Here is a 23,918-nt window from a genome sequence, read left to right on the forward strand (position 1 = left end):
AGACATGTATTGTGCGGGGGCGACATGGGGATTTCCGTACAGGGATTGGTGTTGGTGGGCGCGATGGTGGCCGGTGTCGCCCTGCTGGGCGAAGGGCGCAAGGCGGCCACCACCTATGGCGCGCAGGGCCGTGTCGAGCGTACCAGCACGGTGTCACACGACTGCACGCGTGAGGCGGAATTTTCCCGGCTGCGCGCCGATCCGTCAGAGGTCTAGAAAAAGCATCTGGTGGGCCACGCGACGGTCCTGCTGCGCTATCAATCGCCGCAGGACAATCAGTGGCACGAAAGCCGCCTGGTGATCGATGCGGCCGAGCCTGCGTTCTATACCGTCGAGCAGGGCCAGTCGTTGAACGTGCGGGTGGACAAAACCGACCCGGACAAGATCACCCTGTAGGGCAGCGTTCAGCGCGGCATCAGGATATCCCGCCGCGTTTATCGCGGCATCAGGATCAACGTGTTGTCCTCCACGCGCCAGCTCTTCAGGCCCGAGAGGAAGTTCATGCCCAGCACGTTGGTGGTGCCGATCCCCGGCGCGATCACGGCGGGCATGCGCTCGGCGTCGATGCTGCCCACCTGCACATGGTCGATGCGGGCCATGTCAGCGGGCGTGTCGCCATTGGCGGTGTGCAGCATGACGCGGCCAATCCCGGCCTTTTCGTCTTCCACCGGCACCAGCCCGGCGCGGTCGGCCACATCGGACGAGACGGTGGTATAGGTCGCGCCGGTGTCTACCAGAAAGCGCTGATCCACGCCGTTGATCTTGGCCGTGATCCAGAAATGGCCATCGCTGCCCATCGGGATGCGGGTTTCCATGCCGTTCACGTCCACCTCGGCGGCGTGGGCGGCACTGGTCATGCCGGTGAAGGCCCCGCCAAGTTGCAACAGGGTCACGCCAAACGAGATCGCCAGCCCGGTGTTGCCGATCACGCGCAGCACCATGCCCATCCCGGCGCTGACTTCGTTGCGGATGATCCCGCCCACCAGCACCAGCGCCATAAAGGCAAAAGCCGCGCCCAGCACCAGCGGGTTGGGCAGTTCGATCAGCGTGTTGAGCATAGCCATCCTGTCAAGCTACCCCTGACGGCCGGCCATCAGGCCCGCGCGGGGGGATATATGCCGCCATGATCCGGATTTGTGCGGATGCGGGCAACGCCAAAGCCCGCCCGCCTGTGTGTCAAAGCGGGACCGTATCAGGCTGGGACAACAAGGCTCATGGCTTGGGCGAGGCCTGTGGGTGATGCGGCACCAGGATCAGCGTGCGCCCCTCGACCCGCCAACTGGCCAGCCGGGTCAGGAAATTCATGCCCAGCACATTGGTGTCTCCCATGCCCGGGGCGATGACCACGTCCAGATCGCGCGCGATGATATTGCCCACGCGCATCTGATGCAGGCGCACGACCGTGCCGGTGGTGGTGCCATTGGCGGTGTTCAGCACGATGGTTTGCCCGCCCTGCTCTGGATCGATCCCCGCCGCCCGCGCGCTGGCGGGCGAGATTGTCGTCAGCGTCGCGCCCGTATCGATCAGAAACCGCCGCCGCGCGCCGTTCAATTCGGCCCGCACCCAGAAATGGTTGTCACCGGCCAGTGGAATGCGGGTGTCGGTGCCGGTGATGGTCTGCTGCGCCTCGGCGGAGGCGGCGGGGCTGCGCCAGACCACGGGGCCTTTGGCGACAACCTGCATGATCACCGCCAGCATCACGCCGATCACGCCCAGATTGCCGATAAAGCGCATCAGCCCGCCCAGCCATGGGATGACCCGCCGCACCATCCCGCCCAGCACCACCAGCGCCATCGCCGCCAACGCGATGCGGAACAAAGGCTGGGCCCACAGTATCGCGCCATAGTCCAGCGCGGCACCGGCGGCCTGATCGATCAGGCGGTCGGTGGGGGACTGTGTTGCGGCCGCGCTGACCGGTGTGTCCAGTGGGGTGGCCGCATGGGCCGGTGCCTCTGCGTTCAGCGTCCGGTCCAGCCAATCGGCCACATCGGCCGAGGCGCTGGTGGCGCGGGCGGCGGCATCGGGCGCGGGCGCGCTCATTCGCGGGCGGGGGCCACGGGCAACAGCCCTTCCTGCACCAGTACCGCGTCCAGCAAGGCCTCGGCGCGCATCGCATCGGGAAAGCCCTCGGCGATCCAGCGCGCTTCGGTTGCCTGCAACAGGCGCGCGACCATCGGCCCGGCCTTGACCCCGCGCGCGACAATGGCGCCGCCCTTCAGCGGAAAAGCGGGGATCGCCCAATCGGGCAAGGGCGCAATACCCGCCCCCGCGATCAACAGCCGGTCCAGCGCCCCGTCCAGCCCCAAGCGATAGGCCAGCGCGCGCGGATCGGCGGCAGCGTCATTATCGGAACGCGCGGCGGCCTGGGCCAGCCGCTTTTTTTGCGCGCCCGACAGGCGGAACCGGCTGGCGATGCTTTCGGCCAGCGCGACATCGGCCGGGATCAGCGCCGCCAGCCGCCGCAGCGCGTCCGGCGCGATGGCTTGCGCGGTTTCGGCGGCGATCAACGCGGGCAGGGCCTCAGGCGTCGCTTCGGGCAGGATCACCGCCAGCACGCCCAATTGCGCCATCCGCGCCAAAGTCGGCGCGGGATCGGCCAGGCCCAGCAGGTTCATCACCTCCATGCCGATGCGTTCGCGCGACAGCCCCTTCAGCGTCGCGGCCAGTTCGGCACAGGCGGTTTCGGCCTGCGCGTCGGCCGGTTGCCCGCCAAACCGCGCCTGAAACCGGAAATAACGCAGGATGCGCAGATGGTCCTCGCGGATGCGCTGAGGCGCGTCACCGATGAACCGCACCCGCCGCGCCGCCAGATCCTCCAGCCCGCCGAAATAGTCATGCACCGCGCCGGTTTGCGGATCGGCATACAGCGCGTTGATGGTGAAATCGCGCCGCGCCGCGTCGTCCTGCCATTCGCTGGCAAAGGCCACAGTGGCCCGCCGCCCGTCGGTCGACACATCATGGCGCAGCGTTGTAACCTCGACCGGGCCGCCGGGCAGGATGGCGGTGATCGTGCCATGCTCGATGCCGGTGGGGACGGTGCGGATGCCGGCCGCGGCGCAGCGCTCCACCACCTCTTCGGGGCGCAGGGGCGTGGCCGCGTCGATGTCCTTGACCGGCAGGCACAACAGCGTGTCACGCACCGCGCCGCCCACCCAGCGGATGTTGTCCAAGCCCAGCGCGGCCACCAGCATCGCCAGATCATCACGCGCCATCCAGCCATCCAGCGGCAGCGAGCGGGCGGAGGGGGTATCAGTCATGCGCAGACGTCCAGTTCAACCGTTGTGCCAGATTGGCGATAATCGCGCCGGTCACGCCCCAGATGCGGTGACCGTTCCAATGCATTTCGACATAGCGGCGCATCTCGCCCGCCCATTCCATCGCGCCGGTCTGGTGCTGCGCGGGGTCCAGAACGAAAGACAGCGGCGCCTCGAACCATTGGGCCACCTCATGCGGGTTGGGGACCAGCGGCAGATCGGGCGGCACCACGGCCAGAACCGGCGTCACGGCATAGCCGGAACCCGTCTGGTACAGGTCACTCTCGCCAATCACCTGAACGGCGTCAGGCGGGATGCCCAATTCCTCATGCGCCTCTCGCAGCGCCGCCTCCACCGGGGTTTCGCCGGGGTCCAAACGCCCGCCGGGAAAGGCAACCTGTCCCGGATGGGCGCGCATCGTGCCGGGGCGGTGGATCAGCAACAGGCCCGGATCAGGCCGGTCGGTCACCGCTATCAGCACGGCGGCGGGTTTGAAGCTGGCGATCTGCTCGGTGCGCGGATCGGGCCACAGGCGCGGCGCGGGAGCGGCATGGCCTGCCTCATACGCGCGCGTCAGGCGGCCGATGAGGCCGGTCATGCGCCGCTCAGGGGGAAAGTTATCCCCAGGCTTTCCACAGCCAGTCCACCGTCTGTACCGGGGTTTGTCTCCAGCCTGTCCAGAGCCATATCCACCACTTGTGCCCAGGTTGACCGGTTCAGCCGCGCCTCTACCCCGTGGCGCACATGCAGATAGGCAGCGGGCGCGTCATCCGTGCCACGCAGGGTCAGCCGGTGGTCAGCGTCGGCAATCACCAGCTCATCCGTGTTCAGGCGGAACACCAGCGCGCCATCGCGCGCAAACACGTCCACCGCGATGAAGGCCGCGTCCTGCACGGCGATCGTCTGGCGGTCCTGTGGTGTCACCAGCCAATGCTGCCCCGCATCATCGCGCATCAGCAATCCGGCAAAGGTCTGGACCATCGCGGGGCGAGTGATCGGCCCGCCCTGATGCCACCAACTGCCGTCGGCGCGGATTTCCATCTGGCTGTCCAGCACTTCGGCCGGGTGCCAGCGTTCGACGGGCGGCAGACGGCGACGCGCGATCACCGCGCGGATCTGCTCCAGCGTCAGGTCGGTCAGGTCAGGCAGCAATTCCATAGGCATGGTGGGCGATCATATGGGGGCAATCGCCCCGCCATGCCAGAGGCCACGGAGGGCAAATCCCGCTTTTCCCCCAAGGATCAGCGCGTCCACGGCCCCAGCATGCCACTGGCGGGCAGCACGGCCGGATTGGCCACGCGCACCAGCAGGCGGTGCTGTTCATACGGCCCCGGCAATTGCCAGCCGGCGGTGTGCTGATTGGTAAAGCCCCAGAAGCGGCCGTAATATTCCGGGTCGCCAATCATCACCAGCGGCAGCGGCGCCTGTGGGTTCAGCGCGGCAATCGCCGCGCTCACCAGCGCCTGACCATAGCCGCGGCCCTGTTGTTCGGGCAGGACGGCCACTGGGCCGACCATGATCATCGGATGCGCGCGGCCATCGGCATCGTTCAGCGCCACCGGCCAGCACTGGATCGTGCCCACCAGATGCTGATCCTCGTCGATTGCGGCAAAGGACAGGGCGGGCAGGCAGTCGGCCTCGCCGCGCACCTTGTAGGCGGTGCGCTGGCGGCGTTCTGGTTCAAACGCGCGGTCCAGCAGCGCCTCAACCAGGGCGGGATCGACATTGTCGAGCGGGATCAGCGTGGGCGTGGGCGCGGCGTTCTGGGTCATAGCGCGCTGGCGCGTAGGGCAGGGGGGCGGGCAACGCAACACAAACCATGGCCACCTGCCGGGAAAAGCGTGCGGAAAAAGGGCTGGACGGGCGCGAGGCGCCATCCCACACAGCCGCCATGGCACAGCATCAGATCATCATCGGCGTGGACGAGGCGGGGCGCGGCCCTTTGGCAGGCCCCGTGGTGGCGGGCGCGGTGTGGCTGAACGGGGCGGACATCGCCGGGCTGAACGACAGCAAAAAGCTGAGCGCCAAGCGCCGCGCCGCGCTGGAGGCGGCGATCAAGGACCAGTGCCATTGGGCCGTGGGTGTGGTGGAGGCGGACGAGATCGACCGCATCAACATCTTTGCCGCCACGATGCAGGCGATGACGCGGGCGGTGGCCGGATTGGTGGCGCAGATCCCCGATAGCCCCGATATCGTGTTGATTGATGGCAACAAAACGCCCGAAGGCCGGGTGGCCGAATGGGTCTGGCCGGTCCGTGCCATCGTCGGTGGTGACGCGCTGGAACCCGTCATCAGCGCCGCCAGCATCATCGCCAAGGAGCACCGCGACCGGATCATGACGGCGCTCGCGCAGGACCATCCGCAGTATGGCTGGGAGCGCAATGCGGGCTATGGCACGGCACAACATCTGGACGCCCTGCGCCAGCATGGCCCCACGCCACATCACCGCCGCAGTTTTGCCCCCGTGGCGCAATTGTCGCTGATTTGAGCGCGGCGCATACGGGCTTTGCGGCCATCGTTGGGTCCATTGTGACGTTTATTTTTCACCCCCATCGCGCCGGTCGCGGACACAAGATGTTGAGTCTTGATGGGGGTGCGGGACTCTATCCCTTGTGTCAGACTCATTCTGTTCCCGTGGCAATTGACTCGGTTTGTTCCATGCGACTCGGCGGACTCGCGCGAGTCGCCTCTTGACGTGACTCCGCAAATGACTCACCCTTGGGGCTGTTAGTCACAGTTATTCACAGGAATCCCATGGGTCAGATCCTCGTTCAGGAGCGCGCCACCGTCACCCGCGCCCGCCGTGCCCCGCGAAAGCTGGCGCGGCAGATCACGCGCGCGCTTCCTGTTGACGTCTTGCCGGTCGAGGCCCTGGCCCCGCCACCGCCCGCCCGTGCCGATCTGCCGGTAGGGCGCATTCTGGACGGCGACTGCATCGAGGCGATGCGTTCGCTGCCCAGCGCCAGCGTCGACATGGTGTTTGCCGATCCGCCGTACAACCTGCAACTGGGCGGCGATCTGGCCCGCCCCGATGGCAGCCATGTGGACGCGGTCACCAATGACTGGGACAAGTTTGACAGCTTTGCCACCTATGACAAATTTACCCGCGAATGGTTGACCGAGGCGCGCCGCGTGCTCAAGCCCAATGGCAGCCTGTGGGTGATCGGTTCCTATCACAACATCTTCCGCGTGGGCGCCATCCTGCAGGATCTGGGCTTTTGGATCCTGAACGACATCGTCTGGCGCAAGGCCAATCCCATGCCCAATTTCAAGGGCACCCGCTTCACCAACGCGCATGAAACGCTGATCTGGTGCAGCATGGGGGAGGACGCCAAATACACCTTCAACTATCGCGCGATGAAGACGCTGAACGATGAATTGCAGATGCGCAGCGACTGGGTCCTGCCGATCTGCAACGGGTCGGAGCGGCTGAAAAAGGGCGGGACCAAGGTCCACCCGACGCAAAAGCCCGAGAGCTTGCTGTATCGCGTGATGCTGGCCACCACGAACAAGGGCGATGTGGTGCTAGACCCCTTCTTTGGCACGGGCACCACGGGCGCTGTGGCCAAGCGTCTGGGCCGCCACTGGATCGGGTGTGAGCGCGAGGGCAATTACCGCGAGGCCGCGCTGGAGCGGATCGAGAGCGCATTGCCGCTGGACGAGAGCGCGCTGACCACGATGCAAAGCAAGAAGGCCGCGCCCAAGGTGGCGTTCGGCACACTGATCGAGACGGGCTGGATCGCGCCGGGCACGGTGCTGTCGGACAAGAAGGGCCGTTTCAGCGCCACCGTGCGCGCCGATGGCTCGCTGGTGTCGGACAAGACCACCGGCTCGATCCATTCCTGCGGTGCGCAATTGCAGGGCGCGCCCAGTTGCAACGGCTGGACCTTCTGGCACCTGACGCATCAGGGCGAGGTCAAGCCGCTGGACGCCATCCGTCAGCTTTACCTGCTGGCCACCGAGGACTGATCGCGGCTATAGCCCTGATCCATGCAGGTTTATCTTCGCCCGATCGCCCTATGTGACAGCCCGCAGGCCGAGGAGGGCGAGGCCGTCCGACTGGCGGGTGGTCTGGTCTATGCCAGCCGTTTCGCGCTGATCGCGCGGGACGGCGGGCGGATTGTCGCGCGCGAGCGTACAGGCGTTGCGGGCATGGATGCCGCCATCGCCGCAATGCCCGATGCGGCGCGCGAACAGGCGCAGGCGCAATGGGCCGATCTGCGCAAAGCCCATGCGCCGTTGCAGATGGGACCGCGCACCATCCGGCTGGATCAGCCGCAGGTGATGGGCATTTTGAACGTCACGCCCGACAGTTTCTCTGACGGGGGACAGTTCATGGATCGCCCCGATGTGGCCCATGAACATGCCGCCATGATGCTGGAGGCGGGCGCGGCGATCATCGACATTGGCGGCGAAAGCACCCGCCCGGGCGCCGCCGCCGTATGGGAAGGCGACGAGATCAAGCGCGTCATCCCCGCCATCAGCCATTGCGCCAAAATGGGCGCGGCGATCAGCATCGACACCCGCCGTGTCGCGGTGATGGAGGAAGCGCTGGCCGCCGGCGCGCATCTGATCAACGATGTGTCGGGCCTGCGCCATGATCCGCGCAGCATGGAATTTGCCGCCCGCAGCGGCGCGCCCGTCTGCTTGATGCACGCGCCCGGAAGTGGCGAGGATCTGCATGACGATGGCATCTATGCCGATGTCGTGCTGGACGTGTTCGACTGGCTGCGTGAACGGCGTGACGCGGCGCAGGCGGCGGGTATTCCGCGCGCGAAGATCCTGCTGGATCCCGGCATCGGCTTTGGCAAAAGCCTTGCGGAAAATCTGGCGCTGATGAATGCGCTGCCGCTGTTCCATGCGCTGGGCTGCGTGTTGCTGGTGGGGGCCAGCCGCAAACGGATGATCGGCGCCCTGTCAAACGAGGCGGCCGCGCACAAGCGTCTGGGCGGCAGCGTGGCGCTGGCCTGCCGGATGATGGACGCGGGCGTGCAGATCATCCGCGTGCATGACGTGCCCGAAACGGTGCAGGCGGCGCATGTCTGGCGCGGGATGCGCGATGCGGCGCTGACCGATTTCAGCCAGTTGCCGCTGTAACGCGTCACCCCGCCTCGCTGATCCCCAGATCCGACAGCTTGCGATACAGCGTCGATCGGCCAATACCCAACCGCCGCGCGACCTCGGTCATGCGGCCACGGTAATGGCCGATGGCCAGCCGGATGACATCGGCCTCGATCTCTTCGAGCGGGCGCAGGTTGCCGTCCGCCGTGAACAGCATGACGCCCGCGCTTTCGTGTTGATTGCCGCCCGACAGGGGGTCGGAGCTGATCATGCTGGACAATTGCGGGAAATCGTCCGCCGTCAGCGCGTCACCGTCACAGAACACCGCCGCGCGGAACAGCACCGCCTGCAATTGCCGCACATTGCCCGGCCAGTCATAGGCGGACAGCAGCGCCAGCGCGCCTTCGGTAATGCCCAGTTCGCGCAGGCCCGGCTGTTCGCCAATCCGCGCCAGGAAATAGCGCGCCAGCGCCGGAATATCGCCGGGGCGTTCGCGCAAGGGCGGCAGGGCGACGGTGGTCTGGCTGATCTGGTCAAACAGCGTTTCGTCAAATTCGCCATAACCGACCAGTTCTTTCAGGTTCAGGTTGGCGCAGACGATCAGGCGGACATCGACGCGGAACGAATGGCGCGCGCCGATCGGGCGCACCGCGCCGGTGGCCAGAAATTCGGACAGGCGCTGTTGCACGCCCAGCGGCAGGCGGCATACCTCGTCGATCACCAGCGTGGCGCCGTCGCAATGCTGCAACGCGCCGATCTGGCGGTCGAAGGCCCCGGGGAAAGCGCCCTTTTCATGGCCGAAGAGCATCGATTCGATCGAATTGGCGGGCGTGGAATTGGCGTTGATGATGCGCAGCGGCATCTTCGCCCGCAACGATGCCGCGTGGACGGCGCGCACCAGCATTTCCTTGCCGGTGCCGCTGGGGCCTTCGATCAGCATGGGGCCATGGCCGCGCGCTGATTTGGCGGCGATGGCCAAAGCGGTGCGGAACGCGGGGGCCGCGCCGATCATCGCGTCAAAATCGGCCGGGCCGGTAATCTTTTCGGTCAGCGGCTGCAATTCATCGCGCGGCGCCTCACGCGTGGTGGAATTGCGCAGCGCCGTCAGAAGGCGGTCGGGGGCCACAGGCTTGATCAGATAGTCGGTCGCGCCGGCCCGCATCGCCTCGACCGCCAACAGCGGCGAGGCGCTGGCGGTCAGCATCAGGATCGGCAATCCGGGGCGGCGTTGGCGCAATTGCTGGATCAGATCGCACGCGCCATCGCCCGGAACCCATTGATCCAGAATGATGGCCCCCAAAGCCATGCCTTGACGTGTGCCCAGCGTGGCGATCGCGGTTTCGGCGTCCGCCACGACAATCGTGCGCCAGCCGTCGCGCGCGGCAAGCGCGGTGATCAACCGGCTTTGCGCGGGCTCATCATCGATCAGCATCAACAGGCGCGTGTCGGTGTCGGCCATTGTGGTTGGGGGTCCCTGTGGTCATGCGCTTATCAGATCGTCCCGTTTCTAGACTGATCGGGTAAAGAGCCTGTTAAGCGCGGGTGGCCACACCCCCGGTAAGACACGCGTGCGGGCATTGGTATTTGTGCCAGCCTGATCAAATGGACGGGTGCGCGCGGCGCAGTAAACTTTATGCCGACTATCCGACCTGCGTATCCAGGGCTTGAGCCACGTCAAGGGCGTGGTATGACATGACGATAAATGACATGAGCGCCAAAAATGGCGTGCGGGCACGGGGAAGACGAATATGGCCAATGGGCATGACATGAAGGCGGCTGAGGCGACCTATGCAGGGTTTATCAGCCTGATCAAATATTCGACCCCGGTGGTCGCTGTGATTGCGGCTCTGGTTGTTTTCCTGATCACCCGCTGAAAGGTCTGACATGAGCGAGGCTGTAAAACTCGCCGTTCTGCGTGAACGGGCGAGCGGGGAGACGCGTGTCGCGATCACACCCGAAACTGTAAAGAAATTCAAGGCTTTGGGCGCGAATGTCGCGATCGAGGCGGGGGCTGGTCTGGCCGCGTCGATTGCAGACGCGGACTATGCCGCGATGGGCGCGCAGATCCTTGATGGCAGCGGCTCGATTGCGGAGGCGGACATTGTTCTGGGCGTGCAGGGGCCGGACGTGGCGCTGCTGTCGGGGGCAAAGCCGGGGGCGTGGATCGTGGCGGGCCTTGACCCCTTTGGCCAGCGCGCCCGTGTGGACGCCTATGCGGCGGCCGGTTTTGAAGCGTTGGCGATGGAGTTCATGCCGCGCATCACCCGTGCGCAGTCGATGGATATCCTGTCCAGCCAGTCCAATCTGGCCGGCTACAAGGCGGTGATCGAGGCGGCGGCCACCTATGGCCGGGCGTTTCCGATGATGATGACGGCGGCAGGCACCATTTCTGCGGCCAAGGCGTTCATCATGGGCGTGGGCGTGGCGGGGCTTCAGGCGATCGCCACGGCGCGGCGTCTGGGTGCGCAGGTGTCGGCCACCGACGTGCGTTCCGCGACCAAGGAACAGATCATGTCGCTGGGTGCGAAACCGATCTTTGTTGAAAAGGTCGCAGGCATCGAGGGCGAGGGCGCCGGTGGCTATGCCACGGAAATGAGCGCGGAATATCAGGCGGCGCAGGCCGAACTGGTCAGCGCCCATATCGCCAAGCAGGACATTGTGATCACCACCGCGCTGATTCCGGGCCGCGCCGCGCCGCGCCTGATCTCTGACGCGCAGATCGCCACGATGAAGCCGGGCAGCGTGATCTTTGACTTGGCCGTCGCACAGGGCGGCAATGTCGAAGGCAGCGTGCCCGACCAGATCGTTGAGCGTCATGGCGTCAAGATCATGGGCTATAGCAACACGCCCGCGCATCTGCCGGCGGACGCTTCGGCGCTGTTCGCGCGCAACCTGTACAATTTCCTCTCGGCCTTTTGGGACAAGGAGCAGGGCAAGCCTGTTCTGGACGAGGAAATCGGCAACGCCATCCGCCTGACCGCCAATGGCGCGGTCGTCAATCCGCGCCTTTTGGGCTGATGGAGGGACACATGGACTTTATCTCGATCCTCTCGATCTTCGTGCTGGCGTGTTTCGTCGGCTATTATGTGGTGTGGTCGGTGACGCCCGCGCTGCACACGCCGCTGATGGCGGTGACCAACGCGATCTCGTCCGTCATCGTGGTGGGCGCGCTGATCGCGGCCGCCGCCAGCGGTCTGGGGCAGGGCGCGGGCGTGTCGAAATGGCTGGGGCTGGGCGCGGTGGTGCTGGCCTCGGTCAATATCTTTGGCGGCTTTGCCGTGACGGCCCGCATGCTGGCCATGTACAAGAAGAAGGAGAAGAAGTGATGGTTCTCCAGCTTCTTAGCGCGGCTGCGGCGGTGTCCCATGATGCGGTGCCCGATTGGGCGATGTTTGCCTATCTGGTGTCGGGCGTGCTGTTCATTCTGGCGCTGCGCGGATTGTCCTCGCCCGCCACCAGCCGCGCGGGCAACCGTTATGGCATGGTCGGCATGGTGATCGCGGTGGTGACGACGCTGGTGACGCACAACATCGCCAGCCTGCCGGAAATCGCGGTGGCGCTGGCGATTGGCGGCGGCATTGGCTTTGTCATCGCGCGGCGCATTGCCATGACGGCGATGCCGCAACTGGTCGCGGCGTTCCACTCGCTGGTGGGTTTGGCCGCCGTGCTGGTGGGCTGGGCGGCTTACCTCAATCCGGAGGCCTTTGGCATTGCCGAAGGCGGCCATATCCATGCGCAAAGCAGCGTGGAAATGGGCCTGGGCATCGCCATCGGCGCGATCACCTTTTCCGGCTCGGTCATCGCCTTCCTGAAACTGGCGGGCAAGATGTCGGGCTCGCCGATCCTGCTGCCGGGGCGCCATGTGCTCAACCTGGGCACGCTGATCGCCATTCTGGGGCTGGTGGGCTATTTCACCGTTGACCAGTCGCTGTGGGTCATTGGCGTGATCACGCTGCTTTCGTTCATCATCGGCTTCCTGCTGATCATTCCGATCGGCGGCGCGGACATGCCGGTCGTCGTCTCGATGCTGAACTCCTATTCGGGTTGGGCCGCCGCCGCGATGGGCTTCACGCTGCACAATTCGGCGATGATCATCACCGGCGCGCTGGTGGGCTCCTCGGGTGCGATCCTCTCGTACATCATGTGCAAGGCGATGAACCGTGGGTTCCTGAGCGTGATCGCGGGTGGCTTTGGCGCCGCGCCCGAGGCTGGCGCCGGCGGCGCGCCCAAGGAACAGCGTCCGTGGAAGCGCGGCTCGGCCGAGGACGCGGCCTTCCTGATGAAGGAAGCCGAAAGCGTCATCATCATCCCGGGCTATGGCATGGCGGTGTCTCAGGCACAGCATGCCCTGCGCGAAATGGGCGATCTGCTGAAAAAGGAAGGCGTCAGCGTCAAATACGCCATCCACCCCGTCGCGGGCCGTATGCCCGGCCACATGAACGTGCTGCTGGCCGAAGCCAACGTCCCCTATGACGAGGTGTTCGAGCTGGAGGACATCAACTCCGAGTTCGGCCAGTGCGATGTCGCCTTCATCATCGGCGCCAACGACGTGGTGAACCCCGCGGCCAAGACCGACAAGTCCAGCCCGATCTATGGCATGCCCGTGTTCGACGTGGACAAGGCCAAGACGGTCATGTTCGTCAAGCGCTCGATGGGCGGCGTGGGCTATTCAGGTGTCGATAATGATGTGTTCTATATGGACCAGACGATGATGCTGTTGGCCGACGCCAAGAAGATGGTGGAGGATATCGTCAAGGCGATGGCGCACTAACGCCGGACCTGACATCCCCCACGCCAAGCGGCGCGGGCCACAGCGGCAACCTGAAAGGACCGATGTGACCCGCGCCGTTTTGTGTTTGATGCTGCCCTTGGCCTTGGCCGGCTGTGGCGAGAATACCGCCCGCCACCGTATCACCAACGCTCTGACCGCGCGCGGCATGGCGCCCGCGCCCGCCGCCTGCATGGCCGATCATCTGGTCGACCGCCTGACCATGGCCCAATTGCGCAAGCTGGAGGCGCTGAAGGGCACCGGGCGCGATCTGCCCTCGATGCTGATGGCGCTGGGCCGGATTGACGACCCACAGGTGCGCGAAGAGCTGGTGGTGGCCGCCGGGACCTGCCTGTTGGTCGGGCGGTAATCGGCGCTTTTCGGCTGGTTTTTGTGGGGGTAAGCGGCTAACCGGTGGGCCATGCCGCTTTCCCCGCTTGCCTGTGATCCCGCGCAAACCCGTGGCCGTCAATTCCCGATGGAAGGCGCGCTGGCGCGCGGCCCGCGCAGTTGTTATCAGCGCGACCGCGACCGCATCGTCCATTCCATCGCCTTCCGCCGCTTGCGCAGCAAGACGCAGGTGTTCATCGCCCCCGATGGCGATCACTATCGCGTCCGCATGACCCATAGTCTGGAAGTGGCGCAGATCGGCCGCGTCATCGCCCGCCAGCTGGGTCTGGACGAGGATCTGACCGAGGCGCTGTGTCTGGCCCATGACATCGGCCACCCGCCCTTTGGCCATGCCGGAGAGGACGCGCTGCACGCAGCATTGGCCGACCATGGCGGGTGGGACCACAATGCCCATTGCCTGCGGGTGCTGATGCTGCTCGACAGCCCCTATTGCGAGCATGACGGGTTGAACCTGACGTGGGAATTGCTGGAAGGTCTGGCCAAGCATAACGGCCCGGTGGGTGCAGACACCAAGCCATTGGGCGGGCGCGGGCGGGCGGCCAATTGGGCGCTGGCGCAGCTGGACGCGGCCTTTCCGCTGAACTTGCGCGAATGGAGCGGGCTGGAGGCGCAGGTCGCCGCGATTGCCGATGACATCGCCTATGACAACCACGACATTGACGATGGCTTGCGCGCCGGGTTCCTGACGCTGGACCATCTGATGGAGCAACCTTTCGTTGCGCAGCAATGGTATGCGGTCGAACGCCGCCATCCCGGCGCCCCGCGTGAGCGCCAGTTGCGCGAGCTGGTGCGTAGCCAGATCGGCATCATGGTCAATGACGTGATCGCGCAGACGCGGCTGCGCACCGTGGGCATGGAGAGCCTTGCCGATGTGCGCGCCGCCGGGCAGGTCAGCGCCACCTTCTCGCCCGCGCTGGCCGAGGCGGAGCGTGAATTGAAACGCTTCATGTATCAGCGCCTGTATCTGCATGACGAGCAATTGGCCGCCGCCGCCAGCGCGCGTCAGGTGGTGGCTGGGCTGTTTGCCGCCTTTGCGCAGGATCCGGCACTGATGGGGGGGCAATGGGCCGCCCGCGCACCTGATGACGCCACGGCCCGCGCGCGCCACATTGCCGATTACATCGCGGGCATGACGGATCGCTTTGCCATCGCCAGCTATCAGCGCATCCATGGTGAAGTGCCCGAGCGGTTGAGCAATGTGTGATTTGGGCGGGTAGATCCAATCCTGTTAGTAATGGTGACAGCCGGGTTTGACTTTTGCGCCGCAACATGGGAAGCGCTTGGCCGTCGCTGACCCATGCGGGAGAGTTCCCGCGATTCGGTTGCCCCGGATCGCAGGACGCCGAAGGAGCAACCGCCCCGGAATCTCTCAGGCACCATGGACCGTGTGGGTCAACAGCGATACTCTGGAAAGTGTCCCGGCGGATTGCCGCACGGGGCCGCCGAAGGGGTAAATCCGCGAGGCTGATGCCCGCGGACCAAGCTCTCAGGTTTCCGTGACAGAGGGGGCACCGTTTGGTGCACTCTTGTACGGAAAACATATTTGTGAGCGACACTTACAATCCCAACGATGATGAAGCGCCCGAAACGCTGATCCTGCCACTGGACGATTGGCACCGCGCGCGTGGTGGCCGGATGGTCGAATTCGCCGGCTATTGGATGCCGGTGCAATATGACGCAGAGGGCGGCGGCATCATGGCCGAACACCTGTGGACGCGCGAACATGCGGGCCTGTTTGACGTCAGCCACATGGGCCAGTTGCTGGTCCGGGTGGAGGACGCGGACGGCGCGCCGATGGCCGATCAGGCCGCCGCGCAGACCGCGCTGGAGGGGCTGTTGCCTGCCGATCTTGCTGCGCTGCGGCATGGGCGGGTGCGCTATTCGCTGTTGCTGGGCGAAGACGGCGGCATTCTGGATGACCTGATGGTCACGCGCCGGGACGATGGGTTTTATCTGGTCGTGAATGGCGCGACCAAATGGGACGATATTGGCCATTTGCGCGAAAATCTGCCCGATGACATCACGCTGACCCATCTGGACGAACATGCCTTGCTGGCGTTGCAGGGGCCGCAGGCGGTCGAGGCGCTGGCGGCGCTGGTGCCGGACGTGGCGGCGCTGGGCTTTATGCAGGCGGGGGCGTTTCAATGGGGCGAGGTCGCGCTGTGGATCAGCCGCAGCGGCTATACCGGCGAGGATGGCTTTGAAATCAGCCTTTTGGCCGATGATTCCGCCGCGCTGGCCGATGCCCTGTGCGCCGATCCGGCGGTGCGCCCCATTGGCCTTGGCGCGCGCGACAGCCTGCGTCTGGAGGCTGGACTGCCGCTGTATGGCCACGACATGGATGAAGGCGTCGATCCCGTCACCGCCGCGCTGGACTTTGCCATCAGCCGCCGCCGCCGCGATACGGGCGGGTTTATTGGCGCCGATGCGGTGCTGCCGCTGATCGCCAAGGGCACGCCCACCCGCCGCGTCGGTCTGGCGCTGGAGGGCCGTCAGGCCGCGCGCGAAGGCGCCGCTGTGCTGGACGCCGATGGCGCGCCGATCGGCACGGTCAGCTCTGGCGGGTTTGGCCCCAGTTGCAACCATGCCATCGCCATGGCGGCGCTGCCGTTGGCGCAGGCCATCCCCGGCACCGCTGTTTTCATCGATGTGCGGGGGCGCAAACTACCCGCCACCGTCACCACTTTGCCTTTTGTTCCGCATACTTACCATCGCAAAGGAGCCGCCCAATGACCGTCCTTTATACCGCTGACCACGAATGGATCGCGTTTGACGGCGAGGCCACCGCTGGCCAGATCGCGACCGTGGGCATCACCGCCTATGCACAGCACGCGCTGGGCGACATCACCTATGTCGATCTGCCCGCGGTGGGCGGCGCGCTGACCAAGGCTGAAACCGCCGGCGCCATCGACAGCGTCAAGGCCGCCAGCGACATCTACGCCCCCGTTTCGGGCGAGGTCTCAGAGGTCAACGAAGCGCTGGCCGATGCCCCTGAACTGGTCAATTCCGATCCGCAAGGGACGGGCTGGCTGTGGCGTCAGACGATCGCCGATCCGGCCGACCTTGCCGGGTTGATGGACGAAACCGCCTATCAGGCACATATCGAAGGGCTGTAATTCCCATGCGTTATCTGCCTCTTAGCCCTGCGGACCGCGCGGGGATGCTGGCGCGCGTCGGTGCGGGCCATATCGACGAATTGTTCGCCGATGTGCCCGCAGACGCTCTGCTGGCCGAACCCATCCCCGGCCTGCCCGCCCATGCCAGCGAAATGGCGGTCGAGCGTCACATGACCCGGCTTGCCGCGCAAAACCTGTCGGCAGGCACCGCGCCGTTTTTTCTGGGGGCGGGGGCCTATCGCCACCACATCCCGGCCAGCGTCGACCACCTGATCCAGCGCGGCGAGTTCCTGACCGCCTATACCCCCTATCAGCCCGAAATCGCGCAGGGCACGTTGCAGGTGCTGTTCGAGTTCCAGACGCAGGTGGCGCGCCTGTTCGGCACCGACATCGCCAACGCCAGCATGTATGACGGCTCGACCGCCTGTTGGGAGGCGATCGCCATGGCGGCCCGCATCACCCGGCGCGGGCGGACGGTGATCAGCGGCGGGCTGCATCCGCATTATGTGGCCACGGCGCAGGGCATGGCGCGGTTCACCGGTGACGTGCTGGATGTGCTGCCGACAAGGCTGGTTGAAACGCCAGATTGTGCCGACCTTATTGCTATCATTGACAACAAAACCAGCGCGGTTGTGGTGCAGTACCCCGATGTGCTGGGCCGCGTGCCGGATCTGGCGGCGCTGGCTGATGCGGCCCATGCGGTGGGGGCATTGCTGATCGTGGTGGTGACCGAACCGGTCGCGCTGGGATTGATCGAGGCGCCGGGCCATCTGGGCGCCGACATCGTCGTGGGTGAGGGCCAAGCCCTTGGCGTAGGCCTGAATTTTGGCGGGCCGTACCTCGGCCTGTTCGGCTGCCGCGAGAAATTCGTGCGTCAGATGCCGGGCCGGTTGTGCGGCGAAACGGTGGATGCCGATGGGCGGCGGGCGTTTGTTTTGACGCTGTCGACCCGTGAACAACATATCCGCCGGGAAAAGGCGACCAGCAATATCTGCACAAATGCAGGGCTTTGCGCGCTGTCCTTCAGTATTCACATGAGCTTGCTGGGCGGCGAGGGGCTGGCCCGTCTGGCGGCCGAAAACCACGCAAGGGCGCAGGCGACGGCGGCGGCACTGGCGGTGATCCCCGGCGTGTCCGTTTTGAACCAGGCCTATGTCAACGAATTCACCGTGATCCTGCCGGGGGATGCCCGCGCGGCGGTGCGGGCGATGGGCGCGCGCGGCGTGCTGGGTGGCGTGCCACTGGGGCGTTTGTACCCGGATAACAGCGGTTTGGCCAATGGTCTGCTGATCGCGGCCAGTGAATGTACGACTGATGACGACATCGCCGCGCTGGTTGACGCGCTGCAGGAGGTGCTGTGATGAACGCTCCGAACACCGCCGGATGGCGTCCCGAAATGACCAGCAATGGGGCCGCCACGCCGCTGCCCGCTACCGCCAGTGGCGACCGTGGATTGGCGCTGGAAGAACCGCTGATCTTTGAACTGGCCGCGCCGGGGGGGACAGGCGTGGACCTGCCAGAGGCCTCTGCCGCGCCGGTCGCGGGCCTGTCGCGCCACTTGCGCAAAACCCCGCCCGCGCTGCCCGGCCTGTCCGAGCCAGAGGTGGTGCGCCATTACACCCGTCTCTCGCGACAGAACTATGCCATTGATTTGGGGCCGTTTCCTCTGGGTAGCTGCACCATGAAGCACAACCCGCGGCTGAATGAACGCGTTGCCCGGCTGCCCGGTTTTGCCGATATCCACCCCATGCAACCGCGCGCCACCGTGCCCGGCGCGATCGAGGCGATTGCCCAATTAGCCGACTGGCTGATGGTGCTGACCGGCATGGCGGGCGTTGCGCTGTCGCCCAAGGCGGGGGCGCATGGGGAATTGTGCGGCTTGCTGGCGATCCGCGCCGCGGTTGAGGCGCGGGGCGAGGACCGCCCGGTGGTGCTGGTGCCGACCAGCGCGCATGGCACCAATCCGGCCACCGCCGCCTTTGCCGGATTCCGGGTCGAGGCGATTCCCGCGACCGATGATGGCCGCGTCGATCTGGCCGCGCTGACCGCCCGCCTGGCCGATGGGGCAGGGGGTGATGTCGCAGGGGTTATGATCACGAATCCAAACACTTGTGGTTTGTTTGAACGCGATATGCCGGCGATTTCGGCCGCCGTTCATGCGGCCGGCGGCTATGTCTATTGCGATGGAGCGAATTTCAACGCCATCGTCGGGCGGGTGCGGCCGGGCGATCTGGGCGTCGATGCGATGCATATCAACCTGCACAAGACGTTTTCGACCCCGCATGGCGGCGGCGGGCCGGGGTCGGGGCCGGTGGTGCTGTCGGATCGGTTGGCGGCCTATGCGCCTTTGCCCTTTGTCCGGCGGGATGATGATGGTGTGGCGCATCTGGTTGAAGAAGAAGACCTTTCCAGCCTGCCGGGCGCCGCGCCCTTTGGCCGGATGGCGGCGTTTCATGGCCAGATGGGGATGTTCGTCCGGGCGCTGGCCTATATGTTGTCGCATGGCGGTGACGGGTTGGCGCAGGTGGCCAATGATGCGGTGTTGAACGCCAATTACGTGCTGCGGTCATTGCAGGATGTGCTGCACGCGCCTTTTGCGGACGCCGGGCCTTGCATGCATGAGGCCTTGTTCACCGACGACGAACTGGGTGAGGGGGTGACCACGCTGGACATCGCCAAGGGTCTGATTGACGAAGGTTTTCACCCGATGACGGTCTATTTCCCGCTGGTCGTGCATGGCGCGATGCTGATCGAGCCGACCGAGACCGAGAGCCGCGCCGGACTGGACCGCTTCATCAGCAGCATGCGGTCACTGGCCGCGCGCGCCAAGGCGGGTGACCCCAGTCTGAAGACCGCGCCGCATTATACGCCGCGCCGCCGGGTGGATGAAACGCTGGCCGCGCGCAAGCCTCGGCTGGTCTGGCAGGGGTGATCGGGTGGGGGCGGCGCCGTTCAGGCGGCGCTGCCCTCGGCCTGCGCGGCCAGACGTTGGCGCAACAGGTGCAGGCGGTGTTCGCGCCACGCGATCACCAGCCCCGCCGCGACGATCAGCGGCGCGCCCAGCCACACTGTCGCGGGCGGCATCTGGTTGAAAATGACCTCGCCAAACAGGGTGGTCCAGATCAGCGAGGTATAATCCATGACGATCACGCTGCTGACCGCGCCAAAGCGCAGCGCGCCCGTCAGCAGGAATTGCCCCGCCGTGCCCACCAGCCCCACGCCCATCAGGATCGCCCATTGCGCGGGGCTATGCGCGGTCATGTAAAGCGGCAACAGCGGCGCGGTGACCAGCGTGCCGAACAGCGCGAAATAGAACACCATCGCGGGCGAATGTTCGGTGCGGGTCATGTCGCGGATCTGGATCGAGATCAGCGCCACCATGAAGCCGCTGGCGATGCCTGCCGCCACGCCCAGCGGGTTGATCCCCGACACGCCGCCCGACGGCAGCGCGATCAGCAGCACCCCGGCAAAGCCCAGAGCCACCGAGACCCAGCGCCACGGCCCGACATGTTCGCGCAGCAACAGCGCCGAAAGCAGCACCGCGAACATCGGCGTGGTAAAGCCCAAGATGGTCGCCACGGCCAGCGGCAGCAGGATTGAGGCGCTGAAATTGCACACCATGCCGATCGTGCCCGACACCGCGCGCGCGGCATGCATCGGCAGGCGGCGGGTGGACAGGCGCGACAATTGCCCTTGCGCCGCCAGCCAGCCGCCGATCAGCGGCAGCGAGATCGCCTGTCGCCAGAACATGATTTCGGGCAGTTTGACCCCCGATTGCCCCGCCAGTTTCACCAGCAGGAACAGGGTGGAGACCATCAGCGCCGCACACAGTCGCAGGCCCATCGCCAGAAACGGGCGGTTGGGGCGGGGGGCGTTGGGGGTGGGTTGCGTCGACACGCGCCTGCGTTTACCCGCTGGCGCGGTTCAGGCAAGCACGTGTTTGCCAACAAGGCGGCAGGCGATGCCGCGATGCGCAAAAGGAATGCCATGGATAGTGATCCGGCATGGATTTACGCGGCTCTGGGGGCGATGATCGCGCTGGCGGTGGTGGCCGGGTGGGCCGACCGGCGGCGGATGCGCCGGGCCGATGCGGATGCTGTGGGCTGGATGCCGTGGCGCGCGGTGGCCTTCTGGTCCTGCGCCGGGGTGCTGGTGCTGGCCGGGCTGGCGATGCGGCTGTCGGGGGCGTCGTGACGACGCGCCCCGACGGCGCGCGTTACAGGCAGGCTTCCAAAAAGGCCTGATCAAACCCGAATTGGCGGGCCTTTTCCAGCGTGTACGGGCGCAGGCCGGACGAGCGCCATTCACCGATGATCTTGCCTTCGGGCGTTTCGTCCAGATATTCGAACTTGAACAGCTCCTGCGTGACGATGACATCGCCTTCCATGCCGATCACTTCGGTGATGTTGGTGGTGCGGCGGCTGCCATCGCGCAGGCGTTTTACCTGCACGATCAGGTCGACGGATTCGGCGATCTGGCGGCTGATGGCCTCCTTGGGGATCTTGATGTCGCCCATCAGGATCATGTTTTCCATACGGCCCAGACATTCGCGCGGGCTGTTGGCGTGCAGCGTACACATCGAGCCATCATGGCCCGTGTTCATCGCCGCCAGCAGGTCAAAGCACTCCGATCCACGAATTTCGCCCAGGATGATGCGGTCAGGGCGCATACGCAGGGCGTTCTTGACCAGATCGCCGATGGTGATCGCGCCCTGGCCTTCGAGGTTGGGAGGGCGGGTTTCCAGCGGCAGCCAGTGCGGCTGTTGCAGGCGCAATTCGGCCGCGTCTTCGATCGTGAGCACGCGTTCGCCCGGGTCGATCATTTTCGACAAGGCGTTGAGCATCGTCGTTTTACCCGAACCCGTACCGCCCGAAATAACGATGTTCATCCGGCACGCGCCCGCGATTTTCAGCGCGGTGGCCATGGGATCCGACATCGAGCCGAAATCCCGCAACATGTCGATGGTGATCGGCTTTTCGGAAAATTTACGGATCGAGATCGCCGTGCCGCGCAAGCTGAGCGGCGGGACGATGACGTTGACGCGGCTGCCGTCTTTCAGGCGGGCGTCAGCCAGCGGCGTGGTCTGGTCGACGCGGCGGCCGACCTGATTGACGATGCGCTGGGCGATCTGGAACAGATGTGTTTCATCGCGGAAACGGATGGTGGCAAGCTGCAATTTGCCCTTTTTTTCCACATAGGTCTGGTCGGGGCCGTTGACCATGATATCGGAAATGTCGGGATCGTTCAGCAGCTCTTCGAGCGGGCCAAAGCCCAGAAGCTCGTCGATCAGCACCTTTTCCAGCGCGAATTGTTCGCGCCGGTTCAGGGTGATCTTCAATTCGGCCAGCACTTCCATGATGATCGGGCGGAATTCCTCCGACAGTTCATCCTTGGTCAGGGTGGCGGCGGCCTCGGGGTCGACGCGCTCCAGCAGGCGGGGCAGCACCTGCTCCTTGATCTTGTGCACGCTGGCCTCGAACCCCTCGGCGGCTTTGGGGCCGTCGTTGGTGGCGTTCATGCGATCGGCCAGCCGCGCCATCGCGTCCGAATTGCGCGACAGCGGCTCGGCAGGGGCGGCGCCGGGCAGATCGGCGTTGGGCAGCGGAGGGAATTGATCGCCGCCGGGGCCTGCGGGCGGCAACGTGCCTTCGGCGGTGCGCATCGGGCGTGCCACGCCAAATGCCGGCCGCGCTGCGGTCTGGCCAAAGCTTCCGGGGCCATTGCGGCGGCCGAATGCGCTCATACCCTGTCGTTCCCTCGATGCTATAGACCCGCTCTGGACAGAGTCGGGCCGTCAGTCGGTTCTTAAACTTCGTTGATAGAGCGCAAACTTTGAAGATTTGCTAATGGCGAAGGTCTGACAAAGGGGAAGTACGGATTATGGCGAAACGCCGCGCAAAGAATGACCCATACTGGGATGTCGAGGACGAGGCCGAGGCTCCGCCGCCCGAACCGTGCTGGCTGTGCGAACGCCCGCTGGGCAGCGAAGTGGTGGCCCATCACCCGGTGCCCAAATCACGCGGCGGGCGCGACACGGTGCGGCTGCACCCGATCTGCCATCAGGCGCTGCACAACAATTTCACCAATGCCGAACTGGCCCGCATCGCGATGGATCTGGACGCGCTGCGCCGGAACGATGGTGTGGCCAAATTCCTGACATGGGTGGAGGGCAAAGACCCCGACTTTTACGTGCCGACCGCGAAGAAGGGGCGGTGATTGGGGATGTAAGTGCGGAAAGGGGCCTCCGGCGGGCAAAGGGCGGGGGCCCTTTGCAATCCCGGGAATGTCGGCATTGTGTGGGCGTGGCGATGTCGCGCGACGCGGTGAGGTAGCCGATGTTGAAGGCCGCTGCGCGGTGGGTTTTGGGGAGAAGGCGATGGGAGACAAAGCACGCTTGTGGTTTGGCCGTTGCTGTGAGATCGTCCAGACATGGACGTTGATCCTCTTGAGCGGCTTGACGCCTGTATGAGCGATACGTCGGATGTCTATATTGGCGCGGGATGGGATGAAGGCAGCTATTTGAAGAGCGTAGAAGAAGGGCTACGCGATTCAATATGTTCGCCATTCCCCATAAGGGCTATCGTTGAGGGGCAGGGTATCCCCCAGTTTCCTGTAGGGTCTACGATCCACGGCATGTGCGTGGCCTGTACGGTTGGCAATTGGCTTGTATATCAGCCAGAATATGATCGCTTTCTGATTTTCTGGGGTATCGACCTGGATCGGCTATCGGCCCCGGGCATATGGGGATCACCACTCGGATGTTGGACGTCATAGCCTAAGCGGTCGCGCTTAACGTCCAAAATCTCGCCGTGTTCGCAGTGTCCATTTATCTTCCCGCCAAGTGGCTTATTCACCAAAGGTTGCGCTGTGCACATCGCTATGGAGCGAGACGCCACGCGGCCATTATCGGGATTGCAAAGGGCCGCCGCCCTTTGCCCGCCGGAGGCACCTTTCCCCTTTTCATCCGCGCACCGCGCAAAAGGAAAGGGCCGGGAAAGGCGAACCTCTCCCGACCCTTTGAACCTTTTGCACGCGGGGCGCGTTGGGCTTAGCCCTCGACAGCCTCGGCCAGCAGGGTGAGGCCCTTGGGCGTCACCTCGGCGAAACCGCCGCGCACGACGATCTCCTCGGGGGCGCCGCTCTCGGTCGTGTAGACCTTGACGGCGCCGTCACGGATCGTTGCCATGAAGGGCGCGTGGCCCTCCAGCACGCCGAACTCGCCCTCGGTGCCGGGGACGACCACCATGTGGACGCTCTCGGAACGGACCAGACGCGCAGGCGTGACGAGTTCGAACTGCAGTGCCATGT

27 protein-coding genes and 2 riboswitches are annotated in these 23,918 nt (G+C 65.3%); of the genes, 17 read left to right on the plus strand and 10 right to left on the minus strand.

Going from position 1 to position 23,918, the window contains the following annotated elements:
* Positions 1-24: 24 nt before the first annotated feature.
* Both GTZ99_RS03925 and GTZ99_RS03930 read left to right on the plus strand, forming a co-directional pair.
* Positions 25-216 carry a hypothetical protein gene (locus GTZ99_RS03925; protein ID WP_161716946.1) on the plus strand — a complete coding sequence of 64 codons (192 nt, stop codon included), beginning with the start codon at positions 25-27 and terminating at the stop codon, positions 214-216.
* Between the two features lie 12 nt (positions 217-228).
* Positions 229-396, plus strand: coding sequence for a hypothetical protein (locus tag GTZ99_RS03930; RefSeq protein WP_161716947.1), 168 nt, complete (start codon positions 229-231; stop codon positions 394-396).
* Between the two features lie 38 nt (positions 397-434).
* Here the strand turns inward: GTZ99_RS03930 and GTZ99_RS03935 are convergent, their stop codons facing one another.
* The 6 genes from GTZ99_RS03935 to GTZ99_RS03960 form a co-directional block, all read right to left on the minus strand.
* Positions 435-1,064 (minus strand): retropepsin-like aspartic protease family protein, encoded by a 630-nt coding sequence (locus tag GTZ99_RS03935; RefSeq protein ID WP_161716948.1) that lies wholly within the window; start codon positions 1,062-1,064, stop codon positions 435-437.
* Between the two features lie 148 nt (positions 1,065-1,212).
* Positions 1,213-2,040, minus strand: a complete 828-nt coding sequence (locus GTZ99_RS03940; RefSeq protein WP_227711048.1) for a retropepsin-like aspartic protease family protein — start codon at positions 2,038-2,040, stop codon at positions 1,213-1,215.
* Entirely contained in the window at positions 2,037-3,257 is a 1,221-nt protein-coding gene (locus GTZ99_RS03945) for a CCA tRNA nucleotidyltransferase (RefSeq protein ID WP_201742350.1), read from the minus strand. Before GTZ99_RS03945 ends, GTZ99_RS03940 begins: the two co-directional genes overlap by 4 nt.
* Positions 3,250-3,852: a CoA pyrophosphatase gene (locus GTZ99_RS03950; RefSeq protein ID WP_161716949.1), complete on the minus strand. Its 603-nt coding sequence runs from the start codon at positions 3,850-3,852 to the stop codon at positions 3,250-3,252. The genes GTZ99_RS03945 and GTZ99_RS03950 overlap by 8 nt, the downstream gene beginning before the upstream one ends.
* Positions 3,849-4,418, minus strand: a complete 570-nt coding sequence (locus tag GTZ99_RS03955; RefSeq protein ID WP_161716950.1) for a DUF1285 domain-containing protein — start codon at positions 4,416-4,418, stop codon at positions 3,849-3,851. The genes GTZ99_RS03950 and GTZ99_RS03955 overlap by 4 nt, the downstream gene beginning before the upstream one ends.
* 77 nt (positions 4,419-4,495) lie before the next feature.
* Complete coding sequence (locus tag GTZ99_RS03960; protein ID WP_161716951.1) at positions 4,496-5,026, minus strand: GNAT family N-acetyltransferase; 531 nt, start codon at positions 5,024-5,026, stop codon at positions 4,496-4,498.
* 119 nt (positions 5,027-5,145) lie between these two features.
* Here GTZ99_RS03960 and GTZ99_RS03965 point away from each other — a divergent pair, with 119 nt between their 5' ends.
* The 3 genes from GTZ99_RS03965 (at position 5,146) to folP (ending at position 8,351) form a co-directional block, all read left to right on the plus strand.
* Positions 5,146-5,742 carry a ribonuclease HII gene (locus GTZ99_RS03965; protein WP_161716952.1) on the plus strand — a complete coding sequence of 199 codons (597 nt, stop codon included), beginning with the start codon at positions 5,146-5,148 and terminating at the stop codon, positions 5,740-5,742.
* A 266-nt stretch (positions 5,743-6,008) separates the two neighbouring features.
* On the plus strand, positions 6,009-7,223 hold the full coding sequence (locus GTZ99_RS03970) for a site-specific DNA-methyltransferase (RefSeq protein ID WP_161716953.1): 1,215 nt from the start codon (positions 6,009-6,011) through the stop codon (positions 7,221-7,223).
* A gap of 21 nt (positions 7,224-7,244) precedes the next feature.
* Entirely contained in the window at positions 7,245-8,351 is a 1,107-nt protein-coding gene (gene folP, locus GTZ99_RS03975) for a dihydropteroate synthase (RefSeq protein WP_161716954.1), read from the plus strand.
* A gap of 4 nt (positions 8,352-8,355) precedes the next feature.
* Here folP and GTZ99_RS03980 read toward each other — a convergent pair whose 3' ends face one another.
* Positions 8,356-9,774, minus strand: a complete 1,419-nt coding sequence (locus tag GTZ99_RS03980; protein WP_161716955.1) for a sigma-54-dependent transcriptional regulator — start codon at positions 9,772-9,774, stop codon at positions 8,356-8,358.
* A 289-nt stretch (positions 9,775-10,063) separates the two neighbouring features.
* On the opposite strand from GTZ99_RS03980, the gene GTZ99_RS03985 reads away from it, so the two are divergent.
* From GTZ99_RS03985 to gcvPB, 10 genes are all read left to right on the plus strand, one after another.
* A complete protein-coding gene (locus GTZ99_RS03985) occupies positions 10,064-10,189 on the plus strand; it encodes an aa3-type cytochrome c oxidase subunit IV (protein WP_161716956.1) in 126 nt (41 codons plus the stop codon).
* Positions 10,190-10,199: 10 nt separating this feature from the next.
* The gene (locus GTZ99_RS03990; RefSeq protein WP_161716957.1) at positions 10,200-11,333 is read left to right on the plus strand and encodes an NAD(P) transhydrogenase subunit alpha; all 1,134 of its coding nucleotides are present in this window, start codon (positions 10,200-10,202) and stop codon (positions 11,331-11,333) included.
* A gap of 11 nt (positions 11,334-11,344) precedes the next feature.
* The gene (locus GTZ99_RS03995; RefSeq protein WP_161716958.1) at positions 11,345-11,641 is read left to right on the plus strand and encodes a proton-translocating transhydrogenase family protein; all 297 of its coding nucleotides are present in this window, start codon (positions 11,345-11,347) and stop codon (positions 11,639-11,641) included.
* A 62-nt stretch (positions 11,642-11,703) separates the two neighbouring features.
* Entirely contained in the window at positions 11,704-13,086 is a 1,383-nt protein-coding gene (locus GTZ99_RS04000; protein WP_161717065.1) for an NAD(P)(+) transhydrogenase (Re/Si-specific) subunit beta, read from the plus strand.
* Positions 13,087-13,150: 64 nt separating this feature from the next.
* A complete protein-coding gene (locus tag GTZ99_RS04005; protein WP_161716959.1) occupies positions 13,151-13,453 on the plus strand; it encodes a hypothetical protein in 303 nt (100 codons plus the stop codon).
* A gap of 51 nt (positions 13,454-13,504) precedes the next feature.
* Positions 13,505-14,698, plus strand: coding sequence for a deoxyguanosinetriphosphate triphosphohydrolase (locus GTZ99_RS04010; protein WP_161716960.1), 1,194 nt, complete (start codon positions 13,505-13,507; stop codon positions 14,696-14,698).
* An 86-nt stretch (positions 14,699-14,784) separates the two neighbouring features.
* Positions 14,785-14,890: riboswitch (glycine riboswitch) on the plus strand.
* Positions 14,891-15,007: riboswitch (glycine riboswitch) on the plus strand.
* A 32-nt stretch (positions 15,008-15,039) separates the two neighbouring features.
* The gene (gene gcvT / locus GTZ99_RS04015) at positions 15,040-16,227 is read left to right on the plus strand and encodes a glycine cleavage system aminomethyltransferase GcvT (protein ID WP_161716961.1); all 1,188 of its coding nucleotides are present in this window, start codon (positions 15,040-15,042) and stop codon (positions 16,225-16,227) included.
* Entirely contained in the window at positions 16,224-16,610 is a 387-nt protein-coding gene (gcvH, locus tag GTZ99_RS04020) for a glycine cleavage system protein GcvH (protein WP_161716962.1), read from the plus strand. Before gcvT ends, gcvH begins: the two co-directional genes overlap by 4 nt.
* Before the next feature lie 5 nt (positions 16,611-16,615).
* The gene (gene gcvPA / locus GTZ99_RS04025; RefSeq protein WP_161716963.1) at positions 16,616-17,971 is read left to right on the plus strand and encodes an aminomethyl-transferring glycine dehydrogenase subunit GcvPA; all 1,356 of its coding nucleotides are present in this window, start codon (positions 16,616-16,618) and stop codon (positions 17,969-17,971) included.
* Positions 17,971-19,542, plus strand: coding sequence for an aminomethyl-transferring glycine dehydrogenase subunit GcvPB (gcvPB, locus tag GTZ99_RS04030; RefSeq protein WP_161716964.1), 1,572 nt, complete (start codon positions 17,971-17,973; stop codon positions 19,540-19,542). The genes gcvPA and gcvPB overlap by 1 nt, the downstream gene beginning before the upstream one ends.
* A gap of 20 nt (positions 19,543-19,562) precedes the next feature.
* On the opposite strand, the gene GTZ99_RS04035 is transcribed toward gcvPB, so the two are convergent.
* Positions 19,563-20,507: a DMT family transporter gene (locus GTZ99_RS04035; RefSeq protein ID WP_320076625.1), complete on the minus strand. Its 945-nt coding sequence runs from the start codon at positions 20,505-20,507 to the stop codon at positions 19,563-19,565.
* Between the two features lie 72 nt (positions 20,508-20,579).
* Between GTZ99_RS04035 and GTZ99_RS04040 the strand changes: the two genes are divergently transcribed.
* Positions 20,580-20,804, plus strand: a complete 225-nt coding sequence (locus GTZ99_RS04040) for a hypothetical protein (protein WP_161716965.1) — start codon at positions 20,580-20,582, stop codon at positions 20,802-20,804.
* Positions 20,805-20,826: 22 nt separating this feature from the next.
* On the opposite strand, the gene GTZ99_RS04045 is transcribed toward GTZ99_RS04040, so the two are convergent.
* The gene (locus tag GTZ99_RS04045; protein ID WP_161716966.1) at positions 20,827-22,353 is read right to left on the minus strand and encodes a CpaF family protein; all 1,527 of its coding nucleotides are present in this window, start codon (positions 22,351-22,353) and stop codon (positions 20,827-20,829) included.
* 137 nt (positions 22,354-22,490) lie between these two features.
* Between GTZ99_RS04045 and GTZ99_RS04050 the strand changes: the two genes are divergently transcribed.
* The gene (locus GTZ99_RS04050; RefSeq protein ID WP_161716967.1) at positions 22,491-22,826 is read left to right on the plus strand and encodes an HNH endonuclease family protein; all 336 of its coding nucleotides are present in this window, start codon (positions 22,491-22,493) and stop codon (positions 22,824-22,826) included.
* Positions 22,827-23,658: 832 nt separating this feature from the next.
* Here the strand turns inward: GTZ99_RS04050 and GTZ99_RS04055 are convergent.
* On the minus strand, positions 23,659-23,916 hold the full coding sequence (locus GTZ99_RS04055; protein WP_161716968.1) for an ATP synthase F1 subunit epsilon: 258 nt from the start codon (positions 23,914-23,916) through the stop codon (positions 23,659-23,661).
* Positions 23,917-23,918 lie beyond the last annotated feature (2 nt).

Source organism: Novosphingobium ovatum, from assembly GCF_009909235.1.
GTDB lineage: Bacteria > Pseudomonadota > Alphaproteobacteria > Sphingomonadales > Sphingomonadaceae > Novosphingobium > Novosphingobium ovatum.